The sequence below is a fragment of the Desulfarculus baarsii DSM 2075 genome, from assembly GCF_000143965.1.
In the GTDB taxonomy this organism is placed as follows: Bacteria; Desulfobacterota; Desulfarculia; order Desulfarculales; family Desulfarculaceae; genus Desulfarculus; species Desulfarculus baarsii.
The window spans coordinates 291,162-308,076 of record NC_014365.1; the positions used below are offsets into that span (position 1 = coordinate 291,162).

Genomic DNA, 16,915 nt, shown 5'->3' on the forward strand with positions numbered 1-16,915 from the left:
AAGAAGAAGAGAGAAGAAGAAGATAAGAGGGAGCCATGCGGGGCGGGGAGGGGGCTCTTTACGCTAAACCGCCCCCTCGCCCGCCCCGCGCCCCACCCCACCCCCGCAAAGCAAGGTGGCCGACTTTTAGTTTCGTGTTTGTAGGTATGACGACCATAGGGACGGTCCTGAGCATTGCCGCGCCGCGAAGATTGTTGCCGGTTGCCGGTGGCGTTACTGGAAGCTGACGCGCGGGGCGCGCGCCAGCTACGGCCAAGGTTGGTTGCCCCCGGAAAAAGAAAAGATTTAAGAAAGAAGAGAGAAGAGAGAAGAGAGAAGAGCAACAAGCTTTGCCATTGCGGCTGCTTTGATAGCGGCCTATCACCGGGAGCTACGGACGGTAGGTGTCATTGCGGCCTACTCGACCCGCCTTGCCTGGCCGGGCACCGGCCCCGCTCTGCCAGGCCGGGTACCGGCCCGCTGGCCGGCTGGCCGGCTGGCCGGCGTGGCGGGAAGAGAAGCCGGAAAGAATCAAGCAAAAGCCATGCGGGGCGGGGAGGGGGCTCTTTACGCTAAACCGCCCCCTCGCCCGCCCCGCGCCCCACCCCACCCCCGCAAAGCAAGGTGGCCGACTTTTAGTTTCGTGTTTGTAGGTATGACGACCATAGGGACGGTCCTGAGCATTGCCGCGCCGCGAAGATTGTTGCCGGTTGCCGGTGGCGTTACTGGAAGCTGACGCGCGGGGCGCGCGCCAGCTACGGCCAAGGTTGGTTGCCCCCGGAAAAAGAAAAGATTTAAGAAATAAGAAAGAAGAAAGAAGAACAATAAGCTTCGTCGTCGCGGCTCCGGGCCGGGCGCGGCTGCTTTGATAGCGGCCTCACATCGGGAGCTACGGACGGTAGGTGTTAAGCTGGCCTGGTCGACCCGCTCTGCCAGGCCAGGCACTGGCCCCGCTTTGCCTGGCCGGGCGCCGGCCCACGGGAGCTACGGTCAAGGTTGGTTGCGCCCGGAAAAAGGAAAGAGTTAAGAGGGGAAAGGTGCTTTTGTTTATGCCATGAAATTGCGAAGCAATTTCATGGAATGCAAAGCAACAAGGCTACCCGCGAAGCCGCCACGAAAATGAAAACGACGCGCATCGATTGCGAAGCAATCGATGCGGGGCTTTTCTTTTTGGAGGGGGGTGCGGGGGGAACCTTTTTCTTTTGGCACAAAAGAAAAAGGTTCCCCCCGCGTCTTCCTAGCCTTTGATACAGACGAGGGGGCGAGTTTTGGCGACGATGGGGGCGACGCCGGAGTTTTGCATGATTGCGGCGATATTGTTGACGTTTTTGTATGCGTCGGGCATTTCTTCGGCGAGGGTGGCGCGGGCTTTGGCGCGGACGATAACGTTTGTTTGGGCCAATTCGGCGGAGATGTCGCGTCCTTTGGCGTTGTGTTTGGCTTTGGCGCGGGAGAGGCGTCGACCGGCGCCGTGGGCACTGCTGGCGAAGGTGAGTGTTTCGGCGAGATGGGAGCCTTTGAGGACGTAGCTTGCGCGGCCCATGTCGCCGGGGGTGAGCACGGGTTGGCCGATGGCGGCGTAGCGAGGGGGCAATTCGGGATGATTTGGTCCCAGGGCGCGGGTTGCGCCTTTACGGTGGACCCACAGTTGGCGTTGGCGGTTGTGGACGGTGTGGGTTTCCAGTTTGGCGATATTGTGGGCCACGTCGTAGACGAGGGCCAGGCCCAGGTTGGCGGGGCTGATCTGGAGTGTTTGGCCGATGGCTTGCCGTGCCAGGTGGGTGAGCATCTGGCGGTTGGCGAAGGCGAAGTTGGCGCTGGCGGCCATGGCGGCCAGGTAGGATTGTCCGACGGGGGAGTGGGGCGATGCGGCGATGAGCTGGCTATCGGGGGAATGGACGGCGTCTTTGTCTTGGCGCAATCTTTTGAGGTAGTCGTCGCAGACCTGGTGGCCGAGGCCGCGGGAGCCGCTGTGGATCCACAGGACGAGTTGACCGGGGAACAGGCCGAAGGCTTGGGCGGCGTCGGCGTCGGCTACGAGTTCGACCACGCCCAGTTCGACGAAGTGGTTTCCCGCGCCGAGGGTGCCCAGTTGGTCGCGGCCCCTGTTTCTGGCGTGGGTGCTGACCTGGTCGGGGTCGGCGAGGGGGATTTGTCCGTTTGATTCGCAGAATTCCAGGTCGGTGGCTTGGCCGTGGCCGTTGTTGACGGCCCAGGCCGCGCCTTGGGTGAGGACGCGGTCGAGCTGGCGGTCGTCGAGGCGTTTTGCGCCGCCCTGGCCGACGCCGGCGGGGATTTGGGCGGCGAGGGCGTCGGCCAGGCGGGTCAGTTGTTGGTGGTTCAGGTCGGCGGCGACGAGTTTGGAGCGCAGCAGGCGCACGCCGCAGTTGATATCGTAGCCCACGCCGCCGGGCGAGACCACGCCGGCGTGGGGGTCGAAGGCGGCGACGCCGCCGATGGGGAAGCCGTAGCCCTGGTGGGCGTCGGGCATGGCCATGGCCGGGCCGACGATGCCCGGCAGGGCGGCCATGGCTTGGACTTGTTGCAGGGTTCCATCGGCGCGCACAGCGCCAATGAGTTCATCGTCAGAGAAAATTAAACCATCGGTGCGCATTTTGCCCTGGCGTGGCAGCAGCCAGCGGTGGGCGTCGAGCCTTTGCAGGGCGGGCTGGTCGGCCATGGCGGCGTTTTTTTCGGCCTAGACCCACTGGGCGCGCAGGGGTTTGCGCTCGGGACAGCGGAAATACTTCACGTTGGGCTTGCCGATCATCAGGCCGGCCTTGACGACGTGGCCCTCGGGCAGGTCGAGCAGGGCTTGCAGTGGCGGCCAGAAGAGGGCGGCGGCCTGGAAATAGCCGGCCCAGCAGGTGCCCAGGCCCAGGGTGGGGGCGTAGAGTTCCAGGTAGGTCAGGGCGATGTCGGCCGAGCGGTCGGCAAAGCGGTCCTCGGCGTGGGCGTGACAGACGGCCAGGTGTGGCGCGCCGCGCATGATGAAGTCCACGCCGTTTTTGAAGGCCTTTACGATGACGGCCATGTTCATCATCTGGGCCATGGGGTCGTTTTTCTCTACGAGGCGCTCCATCCATGCGGCCACGCCGGCGGCCACGTCGTGGACGTCGGCTGGTTTGGTGTATATTTTCCAGTGGATGGACTGGGAGTTGTGGCCGGTTTGGGCATAGCGGGCCATATCCATGAGCTGTTCCAGCTCGGCGCGGGAGGCGCTGGCGTCTTTTTTGAACTGGCGGATGGAGCGGCGCGAGCGCAAGAATTGTTTGGCCTGGGCCTGGCTGACGGCGTTTTCCTTGACGATGGGCGGGCAGTCCTCGCTCTTGACCTGGGGGTGGCTGATGGCCCCGAAGGGGCAGACGGCCACGCAGTGGCCACAGGCGATGCAAAAGGCCTCGGCCCCGGCGATGACCTGGGGATAGCCGCCCTCGGGCATGTGCATGATCTGCACGGGGCAGTCGGCCACGCAGAGGTTATCCTGCTTGCATTTGTCCTCGTCCACGATAAGCAAGCCCATTTTTTATCCTTCCGCTGTGTTTTTGGTTAACTATCGGCGACCCAATAGTGTTCTTGCTTGAGCGAGCGGGTCATCAGCTCCAGCAGGGCGTCGGCCGGTGGCAGGCCGTCGTAGATCACTTTCTTGACGGCCTGGACGATGGGCATTTCGACGCCGGCCCGTTTGGCGATCTGCAAGACGGTGAGGGTGTTTTTGACGCCCTCGGCCACGGTGCGGGTGGAGGCCTGGATCTGGGCGATGGTCTCGCCCTGGGCCAGGCGCTTGCCCACGGTGCGGTTGCGGCTGAGGTTTCCGGTGCAGGTCAGCACCAGGTCGCCCAGGCCGGCCAAGCCCGAGAGGGTGGCCAGTTGGCCGCCTCTGGCCATGGCCAGGCGGGTCATTTCGGCCAGGCCGCGGGTGATCATGGCCGCCTGGCTGTTGTAGCCCAGCTCCAGGCCGGCGACCATGCCCGAGGCGATGGCCAGGGGATTTTTGACCGCGCCGCCGATCTCGACGCCGACGGTGTCGGGGCTGGTGTAGACGCGGAAGAGGGTGGTGGCGAAGGCGTGTTGAACGAGGTTGGCCACGTCGGGGTCGCGTCCGGCCACGGTGACGGCGGTGGGCACGGCGCGGGCCACTTCCTTGGCGAAGGATGGTCCGCTGAGGGCGGTCAGGCGGCGATGATAGCGTTTATCGAGGACATCCTCGGCCACCTCGCACATGGTGTAGCCGCTTTGATCTTCGATGCCCTTGGAGCAACTGACGATGATGGCGTCTTTTTCCAGGTGGGGGGCCAACTGGCCCAGCACCTGGCGAAAGACGTGGCTGGGCGTGACCATAACCACCAATCGAGCGCCGGCCACGGCCTGGGCCAGGTCGTTGGTGGCGACGATGGCCGGGTCGAGCATTACGCCTTCGAGGTAGAGCTTGTTTTCGCGCAGGTCGTTGACCTGGCGGGCCACCTCGGGCTCCAGGGCCCACAGGCGCACTTTTTGTCCGGCCCAGGCCAGTTGCTGGGCCAGGGCGCTGCCCCAGGCCCCGGCCCCGATCACCGCCGCCTCCAGGGCCAGGGGTTTATTCATCTTCGGGCTCCGGGCCGGCGACGATCTCGTCGTCTTCGTCGGGCAGTTCGCCGGCTTCGACCTCGTCGTCGCCGGGTTCGGCCAGGCGGGCCACGGCCACCAGGCGTTCGCCGGGCTCCAGGTCGATGAGCTTGACGCCCTGGGTGTTGCGGCCGATGACGGAGATGCCGCCGACCTTCATGCGGATGACCTTGCCCACGTCGGTGATGAGCATGACCTCGTCGTCGTCGCCGACGACCAGGGCGCTGACCACGTGACCGTTGCGGGTGGTGGTCTTGATGGTGATGACGCCCTTGCCGGCGCGGTTGCGCGCGGGGTATTCGTCCATGCGCGTGCGCTTGCCAAAGCCGTTTTCGGTGATGGTGAGCATGGTTGGCGCGCCGGCCACGGCCTCCATGGCCACGACCTGGTCGTCGTGCTCGACGTCGATGCCCTTGACGCCGGCGGCGGCGCGGCCCATGGAGCGCACCTGGCTTTCGTGGAAGCGGATGGCCTGGCCCTGGCGGGTGGCCAGGAAGACCTCCATTTCGCCGTCGGTGAGGCGGGCCGAGACCAGATGATCGCCTTCGGCCAGGTTGATGGCGATGATGCCGCCGGCCCGGGGCCGGCTGAAGGACATCAGCTCGGTTTTTTTGATCACGCCCTTTTGCGTGGCCATAATCACCTGGCGGCCCTCGACGAACTCGCGCACGGCCAAAACGGTGCTGACCGACTCGTCTGGCAGCATCTGCACCAGGTTGACGATGGCCTTGCCCCGGCTGGCCCGGCCGGCCTGGGGAATCTCGTGGACCTTGAGCCAGTAGAGCCGGCCGGCGTCGGTGAAGATCAGCAGATACGAGTGGGTCGAGGCGGTGAAGAGATCCTCGACGAAGTCCTCGTCCTTGGTGGCCATGCCGCGGCTGCCCTTGCCGCCGCGGCGTTGGGCGCGGTAGAGGCTGGTGGGCGTGCGCTTGATGTAGCCGCCGTGGCTGAGGGTGACGACCATCTCCTCCTCGGCGATCATGTCTTCCAGCTCGATATCGCTGACGCGGCCGACGATCTCGGTGCGCCGCTTGTCGCCGAACTCCTCGGCCAGAAGCAAGGTCTCCTCGCGGATGATGCGGCGGACCTCCTCGTCGGATTCGAGGATATGGCGCAGGCGGGCGATCTCCTTGATCACCTCGCGGTATTCGGCCATGATCTTGTCGCGCTCCAGGCCGGTCAGGCGCTGGAGGCGCATTTCGAGGATGGCCTGGGCCTGCTTTTCGCTGAGGCTGAAGCGGCTCATCAGGCCGTCCTTGGCCTCGGCGGGGTTTTTGGCCGCGCGGATCAGCTCGATGACTTCGTCCAGGTTGTCCAGGGCGATGCGCAGGCCCTCCAGGATGTGGGCCCTGGCCTCGGCCTTGGCCAGATCGAAGGCCGTGCGCCGCAGGACGATTTCACGCCGGTGCTCGATGAAAAGCTCCAAGACGTCCTTGAGGCCCATCAGCCGGGGCCGGCCGCGATCGATGGCCAGCATGTTGATGCCGAAGGTGGTCTGCATCTGGGTGAACTTGAACAGTTGGTTGAGCACCACCTGGGGCACGGCGTCGCGGCGCAGGTCAAAGACCACGCGCATGCCGTCGCGGTCGGATTCGTCGCGCAGGTCGCTGATGCCCTCGATCTTTTTGTCCTTGACCAGCTCGGCGACTTTTTCCAGCAGCCGGGCCTTGTTGACCTGGTAGGGCAGCTCGGTGACGATGATCGAGGTTTTTTTGGTGCGGGCCACGGTTTCGATGTTGGCCTTGGCCCGGATCTGGATGGAGCCCCGGCCATCGCGGTAGGCCTGCTCGATGCCCTCGGCCCCGTGGATGAAGCCGCGGGTGGGAAAATCGGGCCCCGGCACGTGGCGCATCAGTTCGCGCACGCCGATGTCGGGGTTGTCCAGCAGGGCCACCAGGGCCCGGGCCACCTCGCCCAGGTTGTGGGGCGGGATGTTGGTGGCCATGCCCACGGCGATGCCCGAGGAGCCGTTGATCAACAGGGCCGGGGCCTTGGTGGGCAGCACCACTGGCTCTTTCAGCGAGCCGTCGTAGTTGTCGGTGAAGTCGACGGTGTCTTTGTCGATGTCGGCCAAAAGTTCGTTGGCCAGTTTGGCCATGCGCACCTCGGTGTAACGCATGGCCGCGGCCGCGTCGCCGTCCACCGAGCCGAAGTTGCCCTGGCCGTCGACCAGGGTGTAGCGCATGGCGAAGTCCTGGGCCATGCGCACCAGGGCGTCGTAGACCGCCGAGTCGCCGTGGGGGTGATACTTACCGATGACGTCGCCGACCACGCGCGCCGACTTCTTGTAGGGTTTGTTGAAGTCGTTTCGCAGTTCGCGCATGGCGAAGAGGATGCGGCGGTGGACCGGCTTGAGGCCGTCGCGGGCGTCGGGCAGGGCCCGGCCGACGATGACGCTCATGGCGTAGTCCAGGTAGGAGCGCCTGATCTCTTCTTCGATGCGGACGTCTTCTTTGCGCGCGTCCTTGGGCAGCATGGGCGGTGTATCTCCAGGAAATTCCAATGGGTGGGGGCCTTGCCGGAGGAAATGGGTCTCAACGGCCCGGATTGCTTATAACCCGTCGAATTTTAACAGTATCAGGCCAAAATTGCAAAGATAATGCGCGGCCTTGGCCGCCGCGCCCCGCCGCCGTCGGCCGGCCGGCCTTGACCTGGCCCCGAGCCTGGAATATGCTTGAAACCCTTAAAAGCGGAGACGATTGAAGATGGTTCCCCTGATCGCTTTTTGCGGGGCCTCGGGCAGCGGCAAAACGACGCTTCTGGAAAAGGTGCTGGCCGAGCTGAGCGCCCGCGGCCTGGCCGTGGGGGCGCTCAAGCATCACGGCCACGGTGGGGCGGTGGTCGAGCCGGCCGTTCTGGCCGGCAAGGATAGCGCTCGTCTGGCCGCCAGCGGCGCGCGCCGCGTGATGCTCTGTCACCCAGGCGGGCTGTCCATCAGCGCCGACGCCAGCCACGCCGCCTTGGATCTGCCGGCCTTGGCCAGCCGCTTTTTCTACGACCTGGACCTGGCGCTGGCCGAGGGCTTCAAGACGGCCGCCGTCGACAAGATCGAAGTGGTCGCGCCGGGGGCCCAGCCCTTGCTGCCGTCGGGCGGCCAGCTTTTGGCCCTGGCCCGGCGGGGCGGGGCCGGCCGCGAGGGCGATCTGCCCGTTTTGGACGCCGACGACGCCGTGGCCGTGGCCGACTTCTGCCTGGCCGCCATTCGCCGCCGCCAGCGGCCCGGCCCGTCAACCGTGCGGGCGCGCGTGGGCGGGGCCGAGCTTGGCCTCAACGCCTTCAGCCAGCGGGTCATCGCCGGCGCGCTGCGCGGGCTGCTGGCCGGCTTCAAGGGCGGCGACGCGCCGGGGCCCATCGAGGTGATCATTGACTGACGAGCTTTTTCAGCCCATCACCGCCGACACGCCCCTGCCCAGCCTCGCCGAGATCATGGCCATGTGGGAGGCCCACGCCATGCTCGACAACATCCGCGCCCACTCGCGGGTGGTGCGCGACGTGGCCCTGCGCGTGGCCGACTGGTTGGTCGCGGGCGGCCTGCGCCTTAACCTGCCGGCCATCGAGGCCGGGGCCCTGTTGCACGACATCGCCAAGACCCCCTGCCTGGGCAGCGACCGCCGCCACGACATCGAAGGCGCGCTGATGGTGGCCCAGGCCGGCTATCCGGCCCTGTCGTGGCTGGTGCGCTATCACGTGCGTCTGCCCAAGGATCACCCCATCGACGAGTCGGCGGTGATCAACTACGCCGACAAGCGCGTGCGGCACGACGAGGTCGTCTCGTTGGATCTGCGCTACGATTATTTTATCGAACACTATGGCCGGGGCGTGCCCGAGTATCTGGAGCGCATCGAGCAGGGCCGCCTCAAGGCCCATCGCGCCGAGGCCCGGCTTTTTTCGCTGATGAAGGACAACCACCGCCCGGAGGAGATCACCAGGCTGTGGCGGGAGGGGGCGTTATGAGCGCGCGACGGCCGCGCATCGCGGTGATCATGGGCGGCGATTCCTCGGAGCGGCCGGTTTCTCTCAAAAGCGGCGGGGCCGTGGCCCAGGCCCTGGACCCGGGCAAGTATCACGTCGTCACCTACGACCCGCCCAGCGATCTGCTGCGCCTGGTCGATGACGCCGACAGCCTGGACGCGGCCCTGATCATGCTCCACGGCCGGGGCGGCGAGGACGGCTGCATGCAGGGCCTGCTGGACCTGCTGGGCGTGCCCTATCAGTGCGCGGGCGTGTTGGGCTGCGCGCTGGCCATGAACAAGGTGATGGCCAAGGAGCGCTTTCGCCAGTTCGGCCTGCCGGTGGCCGATGATTTCGTCTTCGAGGCCGGCCAGCCCGGCGTGGTCGAGGAGGCCCTCCTGCGTCTGGGCCTGCCGCTGGTGATCAAGCCCGCCTGCGAAGGATCGAGCTTTGGCGTGACGATTTGCCAGCGGCCCGAGCAGGTCGGCCCGGCCATCGTCGAGGCCTCGGCCAAGGACAGCCTAATTTTGGCCGAAAAGTGCATCATCGGCCGCGCGAGATCACCTGCGGGGTGATCGGCGAGCCCGATCCCAAGCCCTTGCCGCTGGTGGAGATCTCGCCGGGGCCGGGGCATGCGTTTTTCGACTACCAGGCCAAGTACACCCCCGGCGCCAGCCGCGAGGTCTGTCCGGCGCCGTTGGACGCGGCGCTCACCGCCCGCATCCAGGAGCTGGGCGTGTTGGCCCACCAGGCCTTGGGTTTGCGACGCTATTCACGGGCCGACTTCATCTTGGGGCCCGATGGCCCGGTGCTTTTGGAGGTCAACACCATCCCCGGCATGACCGAGACCAGCCTGCTGCCCCAGGCGGCGGCGGCGGCGGGCATGGATTACGCCGCCCTGGTCGAGGCCTTGCTGCAATTGGCCTTGCAATCGGGCGGCAAATTGGCCAGAAAAGAAAGATAGACCCCCGGCCGCCCGCGCGGCTGGATCGGCACTTTCAATTTTGGAGAAGCAACCATGGGCAAAAAAGCACTGCTTTTGATCGTCGCCATTTGCCTGGCCCTGGCCCCGTTGGCCGCCTGCCAGAGCATGGGCAAGGCTACCGGAACCGCCGTCAAGAGCGTGGAAAAGGGCGGTGAGGACTTCCAGAAGGGCTACGAGGAAGGCAAAAGCGGCAACTAGCGATTGTCCGCGGGCAAACTCGCTGGGCGCGCCGCGCTCACAAGGGCGGGGCGGCCTTGGCCGGCGTCAGGCCTTGGTCGCCCAGCCAAGCCAGCAGGTCTTGCATGGCCCGGCGGGCCAAGAGCGCGCCACGGTCTTTCTTGGGTATCTTTTTGCCGCCCAGCGGCGGCAGCAAGCCGAAATTGACGTTGCTGGGCTGGAAGTCCTTGGTCTGGTCGTTGGCCAGATGGGCCAACAGCCCGCCCAGGGCGGTGGTGGCCGGCGGGCGCAGCGGCTGCTGGCCCTTGAGCAGGCGCGCGGCGTTGAGGCCACAGAGCAACCCGGCGGCCATGGACTCCACGTAGCCCTCCACCCCCGCCAGTTGGCCGGCCACGAAGACGTTTGGCGCGGTTCTCAGGCGCATGAAGGCGTCGAGCACGCGGGGCGCGTCGACAAAGCTGTTGCGGTGGATCGAGCCCAGGCGGGCGAACTCGGCGTGGGCCAGGGCCGGGATCAAGCGAAACACGCGCAGTTGTGACTGGTGGGTCAACTTTGTTTGAAAGCCGACCATGTTCAGCAGCCGGCCCTCGGCGTCTTCCTTGCGCAGTTGCACCACGGCGTGAAAGCGGCCCGGCTGGCCCGGCCGGTGCAGGCCCACGGGCTTCATCGGGCCAAAGAGCAGGGTCTGTTCGCCCCGGGCGGCCATGACCTCAATGGGCAGGCAGCCCTCGAAAAAACGTGGTGATTCAAAGTCGTGCAAGGCTACGTTTTCGGCGGCGGTCAGGGCTGCGTAGAAGGCGGCCCACTGCTGGCGGTCCAGGGGGCAGTTGAGGTAATCGCCCTGGCCGGGCTCGGCCCAGCGGTCGCCCCAGAAGGCGTGGTCCATGTCCACGGATTCGCGGGTGACGATGGGGGCGATGGCGTCGTAGAAGTGCAGATGGGCGGCCCCGGCGCGCTGGGCCAGCCACTGGGCCAGGGCCCCGTCGGTCAGCGGGCCGCTGGCCAGGATGCACGGCGCGTCCTCGGGCGGGGCGACGGCCTCCTGGCCGATCAGCTTGATGCGCGGATGATTTCTGACCTGCTGGTCGACAAGCTCGGCGAAGCGGCCGCGGTCCACGGCCAGGGCCTTGCCGGCCGGCACGGCGCTCTGGCGGGCGGCGGCCATCAGCCGCGAGCCCATGATTTCCAGCTCCAGCTTCAAAAGGCCCACGGCGCTGCTGGGTTGGTCGTTGCGCAGCGAGTTGGAGCAGACCAGCTCGGCCAGGCGCGGGTCGTGATGGGCCGGCGACATGCGCGCTGGCTTCATTTCGATCAGGCGCACCTGCACGCCGGCCTCGGCCGCTTGCAGGGCGGCCTCGCAGCCGGCCAGGCCGCCTCCGATGACGAAGAGGGTTTCCATGGGCCGATGGTACCACAGGCCCGGCCGCCCGGCCAGTTCGGCCCCGGCCATCCCTTTGGCCAAAAAGTGTTTTTTGGCTTTTTGTGGCGTTGTTGGTTGGGTCACAATAGGCTCTTTTGTAGGCTAGGCTGGGCTTTTGGGGCTGGTGGCCGGCTTGGGGCCGGCGGGGCGGGGCGCTTTGGAGGCCATCGGCCAGGCCGGCGCAAAGTGCTTGGCAAGGCCGGGCAAACATTATAGTGTCTTGCCCATGGGCTCGGCGTGGGTGGCGCGCGTTCTTTTACTGGCGGAGGGGCTTGTTGGGAGAAATTGCCAAAACAATCAACAGGTTGGCCGAAGAATACCGTTTCGTGCTGGCGGGGGCCAACGGCCTGCCGCACCAGGTGCGCAGCCTGCTGGGCATCACCGGGTCGTACTTTGGCGCCGACGCGGGGGCTTTGGCCATGTGGCAGACCGGGGCCCAACTTGCCGTCTGTTCCACGTGGGCCTTCACCCAAGCCCAGGCCAAACGCATGCGCCGCGTCTTCGGCGCGCCGCCGGTTTGCCCCGGCGAGCCCCTGGCGCGCATCGGCGCGCGCCTGCTGGCGCCTCAAGAGCCGGTGGACTCGGGTTGGCTGGCCTTGGATCAATACGTATCCACGCTAAACCAGCGCAATTATCTCGGTGTGTTGCCCTTGCCATGGGCCCAGGGCAGCGGCGCGTGTTTTCTGGTTTTCAAGCAGCAGCCCCAGTGGGACGAGGAAGAGGCCCGCGCCGGGGCCAACGTGCTCATCCTGAGCCTTTCCAGCGCCTTCAACCGCAGCCTGGCCGTGCGCCACAGCGACGACTATCGGCGCATATTCCAGTATTCCCGCGACATGATTTATATCTCCAGCCGCGATGGCCGCTGGGTCGACGTCAACGAGGCCGGGGTCAAAATGCTGGGCTACGACAGCGTCGAGGAGGTCTTGGCCGAGCCCGACCTGGGCAAGGCGGCCTATTTCAAGCCGCAAGACCGCGCCGCCTTCATGGAAGCAATCGAGCGCGACGGCTACGTGCTCGACTATGAAGTGGCTTTCAAGCGCAAGGACGGCACGCCCATCGACGTGGCCATCACCAGCCAGGTGCGTGAGATCGACGGCAAGGTCGTCGGTTACGAGGGCATCATTAAGGACATCACCCGGCGCAAACGGGCCGAGGTGCGCGCCGCCCAGCAGCAGCGCATGCTCGAATCCATCCTCGAGGTGATGCCCGTGGCCGTGTTCGTGCTCGACCGTGATCACACCGTGCGCTATTGGAACCGCGCCTGCGAGGAGCTGACCGGCTGGAACAAGTCCGACATCCTCGAGACTGACCGCGTCTGGGAGGTCTTCCACCGACCGCGTGGCGTCTCGCTGGCCGATGTGATTTTGGACGGCGACAACGAACGCCTGCAAAAATTCTATAGCAAGGAGCGCCTGCGGCCTTCGCCCCTGGCCGAGGACGCCTGGGAGGCCGAGGCCCACTTCGGCAACCTGGGCGGCAAGGCCCGCGAGCTGTTTTTCACCGCCGCGCCGCTCAAGGACAGCGGCGGCCAGATCATCGGCGCGGTTGAGGCCATCGTCGACTCCAGCCAGATCAAAAAGCTCGAACGCCGCCTGGCCGAGAGCGAGGCGCTCTATCGCACGCTGGTGGAGAGCAACCGCGAGGGCATCTGCCTGCAAGACGATCAGCGCATCATTTTCGCCAACAGCTCATTCATGGAGATGTTCGGCCTTTCCGATGTAGGCGGGGTGCGCGGCGGCATTTTGGAGCTTTTGGACCCTGGCTGCAAAAAGGAATATCTGCAATGGATGCGCGCGGTGTGGTCGGAAGACGGCTGTGATCGTGTTTTCGAGGGCCAGGGCCTGCGCGACGGCCTGCCGTTCGACCTGGAGATCACCGTGGGGGCCACCGAGCACGGCAGCCGGCCGGCCTGGCTGTTCAACGTGCGCGACGTTACCTTCCGCAAGGCCATCGAGGAGCAGCTCATCCGCTCCGAGCGCCTGGCGGCCACGGGCAAGCTGGCCTTTGACGTGGCCCACGAGGTCAACAACCCCCTGGGCGGCATCCTGACCTACGCCCATCTGATGGCCGAGGACATGGGCGAGGCCAGCGAGCTTTACCCCATGGTCGAAAAGATCATCAAGCTGACCAACCGATGTAGGATCATCGTGCGCGGGCTGTTGGACTTCGCCCGCCGCGACGAGCCGCAAAAAGAGGCCATGGACATCAACCGTGTGCTCAAGGAGACCTTGTCGCTGATGGAAGGCCACATGATCCTGCGCAATGTGCAGGTGGTGGAGGATTTCGATCAGGGCCTGCCCTATTTTTACGGCCATCGCTCCAAGCTGGAGCAGGTGTTCCTGAACATGCTGGTCAACGCGGCCGAGGCCATGGAGGGCCGGGGCCGGCTGGACATCCGCACCATGGCCCACAACGGCGGGGCCATCGAGATCCAGTTCGCCGACAGCGGGCCGGGCATGGACGAAGAGGCCGTGGGCCGGGTTTTCGAGCCTTTTTACACCACCAAGGGTCGCGGCCGGGGCACGGGCCTGGGCCTTTCGATCAGCCACGGCATCATCAAGCAGCACGGCGGGACGATCGCCGTGGAGTCGGTCAAGGGCCTGGGCACGACTTTTCGCATCGTTTTGCCGCGCCAGGGCGACGAGGTGATCACCGAGCGCTGTTTCACGTGAAACTTTAACTTTGGCCGCCGGCCGGTCCGGCGTGCTTGAGGTTTTTTCGCGGCGTTTCGGGCCAAGAGCTCGAAACGCCGCGCTGTTTTCAGGCCGGGGCGCGCAGGGTGGCCACCAGGCGTCGGCCGAGCTGGGGCAGTTCGTAGGGATGGATGGCCATGCCGTTGGCGAGGCAGGCGGCCTCGTCGGCCTGGGCGCGGGGCAGAAGGATCAGCCCGCCAGGCCGGCAAAAGGGCCGGGCCAGGGCCAGCGAGCCGGCCACGTCGGTCACGGCGCGCAGGCTGACGAAATCGAAGCTCTGGCCGGCAAGCGCCCCTTCGCCGGCTCGGCCGACCACCGGCGCGACGCGAGACCCCAGGCCCAGCAGGCGCGCGGCGTGCTTCTGGAAGCTGACCTTCTTGGCTCGGCCGTCGATCATCGTGACCGTCAGCGCGGGCAGGGCCAGGGCCAGAACCAGCCCCGGAAAGCCGGCCCCCGCGCCGATATCCAGCAGGCGGCCCGGCCCCAGCAGGGGAACCATGGCCAGGCCGTCCAGCGCCAGATTCAACCAGGCCTCGCCCATGGCGCGGTGACCCACCAGGCGGATGCTTTGATTCCAGCGCAGCAGCTCTTCCAGCAGGGTTTGGCATTGCGGCCAGAAGTCGGCGGGCAAGGGGCCGCCGGCCAGGCGCTGACCGGCGGTGCGCACGTCGTCAAGGCTGAGCGGCGAAAAATTGCTCATGATAGACCGCCGAAAAATTCCTTTTGTGGGGCCATGGGCGGCAAAGCGCCCGTTTCACGTGAAACAAGCACGATAGACTCCAGCCAAAACTCACTTGCCCACGCAGAAGGTGCTGAAAACCGCCTCGATCACTTCGTCGGGCGCGCCCTGGCCGTCCACCTCGCCCAGGGCGGCCAGGGCCCCGGCCAGGTCCAGACTGATCAACTCGGGCCGTGGCTCGGGCCGGCCCAGCTCGGCCACGGCCCGGCGCACAAAGGCCAGACCACGGCCCAGGGCCGCGCGCTGGCGGGCGTTAACCACCACTTCGCCCGGCGCGGGCTCGGCCGCGCCCTGGCAGAGCGCCTCGGCCACGGCCCGGGCCAACTCGTTCAGGCCCAGGCCGCTGGTGGCGCTGATGGCCAGCGTGGGGCCCAGGCCCAGGGCGGAGGGCTGCCAGGCCGGCGGCAGATCGGCTTTGTTGACCACAAGCAGCCGGGGTCGGTCCTGGCAAAGGGCCAAAACCGCGTGGTCGGCCGACGTGAGCGGCCGCGAGCCGTCCAGCAGCACCAGGGCCAGGTCGCAGTCGGCCAGAAAACTCGTCGCGCGCTCCTGGCCCAGACGATCGAGCTCGTCGGCGGCCGGGCCCAGGCCGGCGGTGTCGGCCAGGCGGCAGGCCACCCCGCCCAGAATCAACACCTCGTCGACCACGTCGCGGGTGGCCCCGGGCCGCTCGCTGACAATGGCCCGCTGGCGGCCCAGCAGGGCGTTGAACAGGCTGGACTTGCCCACGTTGGGCCGGCCGCAGATGGCCACCTTGGCCCCTTCCCAATAGGCCGCCCGGCCCACGGTCCCGGCCAACAGCGCCGCGAGGGGTCGCGCCGCGCCGTCCTCCAGGGCCGTGGCCTGGGCTGGCCCGGCCAGCTCGGGCGCGTCGTCGGGAAAGTCTATGGCCGCCTCCACCGAGGCCGCCGCGGCCACGATGGCCTGGCGCGCCGGCCCAAGGGCCCGGCCCAGGCCGCCGGCCAGCATGGCCATGGCCAGCCGCGCCTCGATATCGCTCTGGGCGGCGGCCAGGCGGCCCACGGCCTCGGCCTGGGTCAGGTCCAGCCGTCCGCCCAGCATGGCCCGCATGGTGAACTCGCCCGGCCCGGCCAGGCGACAGCCCTGGGCCTGGGCCAGGCCGATCACCCGCCAGACGCAGGCCGAGCCGCCGTGACAGTGGATCTCCACGCTGTCCTCGGTGGTGTAGGAATGGGGGCCACGAAAAAACACGGCCAGGGCCTGGTCGACGGCCTCGCCGCTGGCCGGATCGACCACCAGGCCCAGCTCCATGCGCCGGGGGATGATCGGCCGCCGGGCCGTCCAGGGCAAAAGGGCCCGGCCCACCGCCCAACTGCGCGGGCCGCTGAGGCGCACGATGGCCACGCCGCCGGCCCCGGCGGCCGTGGCCCGGGCCACGATGGTGTCTTGGGCGGCCATGATCGATGGGCGCATGGATTGATCCTTTGCGGGCCGGCGCAAAAACGGCCCGCTCCCCACGCGGGCGCGGAGCGGGCCGGGAATTGGCGGTTGGCGTCCGCTCAGCGGCGGGGGCTGATGACCACTTTTTTCAGTTCGCCACGGCCCCGCGAAATGGTGCTGATGCCCGCCTCGGCGCGCAGGGCCATGTGCACGATGCGCCGCTCGGGCGCGCAGATGGGCCCCAACGACACGGGCCGGCCGGTGGCCCGGGCCTTGTCGGCCAGGCGCAGGGCCAGCTCTTCCAGCGACTGCCGGCGGCGGCGACGATAACCGCCGGCGTCGACATGCACGCGCACGGGCCGGCCGTGCTTGTGGCTGACAATGCGCGTGGTCAGGTATTGCAGGGCCTCCAGGGTCTGGCCCCGGCGGCCGATGAGCACGCCGGCCTCGTCGCCGCTGATATCCAACATGATGCCCTGGTCGGTGTTTTGCGCGCCGACCACGGCCTTTTCGTCCAGCGGGGCGATCAGGCGGGCCAGGACGGCCCGGGCGTCGGCGGCCACGGACTCGTCTTCCAGCCGACCCTCGACGGCGGGCGCTTCGTCCTCGTCGTCGAAAAAGCCGCCGCCTTCGCCATCGGTCTCGGCCACCGCCAGTTCGGACTCATCGACGAGCGCCTCGACCACCTCGCCGGCCACGGCCGGGGTCTGGCCCGGCGACGCGGGGGCGGGCCTGGTCGCGCCCGAGAGGTCGGCCATCATCTCGGCCAGCTCGTCGCCCGAGCTGTCGGGCAGGGGCCGCGCGCGCACCACGGCCTTTTTGGCCCCGAACAGGCCGAACAGGCCGCCGGAGCCGGCATGGACCACCTCCACGTGCAGCCGGTCGAGGGGCAGGGCAAAGTGTTGTTGGGCCTTCAGCAGGGCGTCTTCGGTATTTTTACCTGTAAATTCAGCAAATTCCATGTC

At 66.9% G+C, this 16,915-nt stretch carries 14 protein-coding genes; 6 read left to right on the forward strand and 8 right to left on the reverse strand.

The window, feature by feature from the left end; translation table 11 throughout:
• Positions 1 to 1,216 precede the first annotated feature (1,216 nt).
• From DEBA_RS01280 to gyrA, 4 genes are read right to left on the reverse strand one after another with little or no spacing between them, the layout of a single operon-like run.
• Positions 1,217 to 2,659 carry an RtcB family protein gene (locus DEBA_RS01280; RefSeq protein WP_013257093.1) on the reverse strand — a complete coding sequence of 481 codons (1,443 nt, stop codon included), beginning with the start codon at positions 2,657 to 2,659 and terminating at the stop codon, positions 1,217 to 1,219.
• A gap of 18 nt (positions 2,660 to 2,677) precedes the next feature.
• Positions 2,678 to 3,502, reverse strand: a complete 825-nt coding sequence (locus DEBA_RS01285; protein ID WP_013257094.1) for a nitroreductase family protein — start codon at positions 3,500 to 3,502, stop codon at positions 2,678 to 2,680.
• Between the two features lie 26 nt (positions 3,503 to 3,528).
• On the reverse strand, positions 3,529 to 4,551 hold the full coding sequence (locus DEBA_RS01290; RefSeq protein WP_407639297.1) for an NAD(P)H-dependent glycerol-3-phosphate dehydrogenase: 1,023 nt from the start codon (positions 4,549 to 4,551) through the stop codon (positions 3,529 to 3,531).
• Positions 4,552 to 4,555: 4 nt separating this feature from the next.
• Entirely contained in the window at positions 4,556 to 7,060 is a 2,505-nt protein-coding gene (gene gyrA / locus DEBA_RS01295; RefSeq protein WP_013257096.1) for a DNA gyrase subunit A, read from the reverse strand.
• 229 nt (positions 7,061 to 7,289) lie between these two features.
• Between gyrA and mobB the strand changes: the two genes are divergently transcribed.
• From mobB to DEBA_RS18270, 5 genes are read left to right on the forward strand one after another with little or no spacing between them, the layout of a single operon-like run.
• Positions 7,290 to 7,955 carry a molybdopterin-guanine dinucleotide biosynthesis protein B gene (mobB, locus tag DEBA_RS16635; protein WP_013257097.1) on the forward strand — a complete coding sequence of 222 codons (666 nt, stop codon included), beginning with the start codon at positions 7,290 to 7,292 and terminating at the stop codon, positions 7,953 to 7,955.
• A complete protein-coding gene (locus DEBA_RS16640; RefSeq protein WP_013257098.1) occupies positions 7,948 to 8,538 on the forward strand; it encodes an HDIG domain-containing metalloprotein in 591 nt (196 codons plus the stop codon). The genes mobB and DEBA_RS16640 overlap by 8 nt, the downstream gene beginning before the upstream one ends.
• On the forward strand, positions 8,535 to 9,110 hold the full coding sequence (locus DEBA_RS18525) for a D-alanine--D-alanine ligase family protein (RefSeq protein ID WP_222832026.1): 576 nt from the start codon (positions 8,535 to 8,537) through the stop codon (positions 9,108 to 9,110). The genes DEBA_RS16640 and DEBA_RS18525 overlap by 4 nt, the downstream gene beginning before the upstream one ends.
• Positions 9,074 to 9,499 carry a D-alanine--D-alanine ligase family protein gene (locus DEBA_RS18530; RefSeq protein WP_222832027.1) on the forward strand — a complete coding sequence of 142 codons (426 nt, stop codon included), beginning with the start codon at positions 9,074 to 9,076 and terminating at the stop codon, positions 9,497 to 9,499. The genes DEBA_RS18525 and DEBA_RS18530 overlap by 37 nt, the downstream gene beginning before the upstream one ends.
• Positions 9,500 to 9,553: 54 nt before the next feature.
• Complete coding sequence (locus DEBA_RS18270) at positions 9,554 to 9,718, forward strand: hypothetical protein (RefSeq protein WP_013257099.1); 165 nt, start codon at positions 9,554 to 9,556, stop codon at positions 9,716 to 9,718.
• 37 nt (positions 9,719 to 9,755) lie between these two features.
• On the opposite strand, the gene trmFO is transcribed toward DEBA_RS18270, so the two are convergent.
• Complete coding sequence (trmFO, locus tag DEBA_RS01315; protein ID WP_043814886.1) at positions 9,756 to 11,096, reverse strand: methylenetetrahydrofolate--tRNA-(uracil(54)-C(5))-methyltransferase (FADH(2)-oxidizing) TrmFO; 1,341 nt, start codon at positions 11,094 to 11,096, stop codon at positions 9,756 to 9,758.
• 296 nt (positions 11,097 to 11,392) lie between these two features.
• Here trmFO and DEBA_RS16645 point away from each other — a divergent pair, with 296 nt between their 5' ends.
• The gene (locus tag DEBA_RS16645; RefSeq protein WP_013257101.1) at positions 11,393 to 13,789 is read left to right on the forward strand and encodes a PAS domain-containing sensor histidine kinase; all 2,397 of its coding nucleotides are present in this window, start codon (positions 11,393 to 11,395) and stop codon (positions 13,787 to 13,789) included.
• An 88-nt stretch (positions 13,790 to 13,877) separates the two neighbouring features.
• Here DEBA_RS16645 and DEBA_RS01325 read toward each other — a convergent pair whose 3' ends face one another.
• The 3 genes from DEBA_RS01325 to jag form a co-directional block, all read right to left on the reverse strand.
• On the reverse strand, positions 13,878 to 14,510 hold the full coding sequence (locus tag DEBA_RS01325; RefSeq protein WP_013257102.1) for a 16S rRNA (guanine(527)-N(7))-methyltransferase RsmG: 633 nt from the start codon (positions 14,508 to 14,510) through the stop codon (positions 13,878 to 13,880).
• Positions 14,511 to 14,600: 90 nt separating this feature from the next.
• A complete protein-coding gene (mnmE, locus tag DEBA_RS01330; protein ID WP_013257103.1) occupies positions 14,601 to 15,983 on the reverse strand; it encodes a tRNA uridine-5-carboxymethylaminomethyl(34) synthesis GTPase MnmE in 1,383 nt (460 codons plus the stop codon).
• An 86-nt stretch (positions 15,984 to 16,069) separates the two neighbouring features.
• Positions 16,070 to 16,912 (reverse strand): RNA-binding cell elongation regulator Jag/EloR, encoded by an 843-nt coding sequence (jag, locus tag DEBA_RS01335; protein ID WP_013257104.1) that lies wholly within the window; start codon positions 16,910 to 16,912, stop codon positions 16,070 to 16,072.
• Positions 16,913 to 16,915 lie beyond the last annotated feature (3 nt).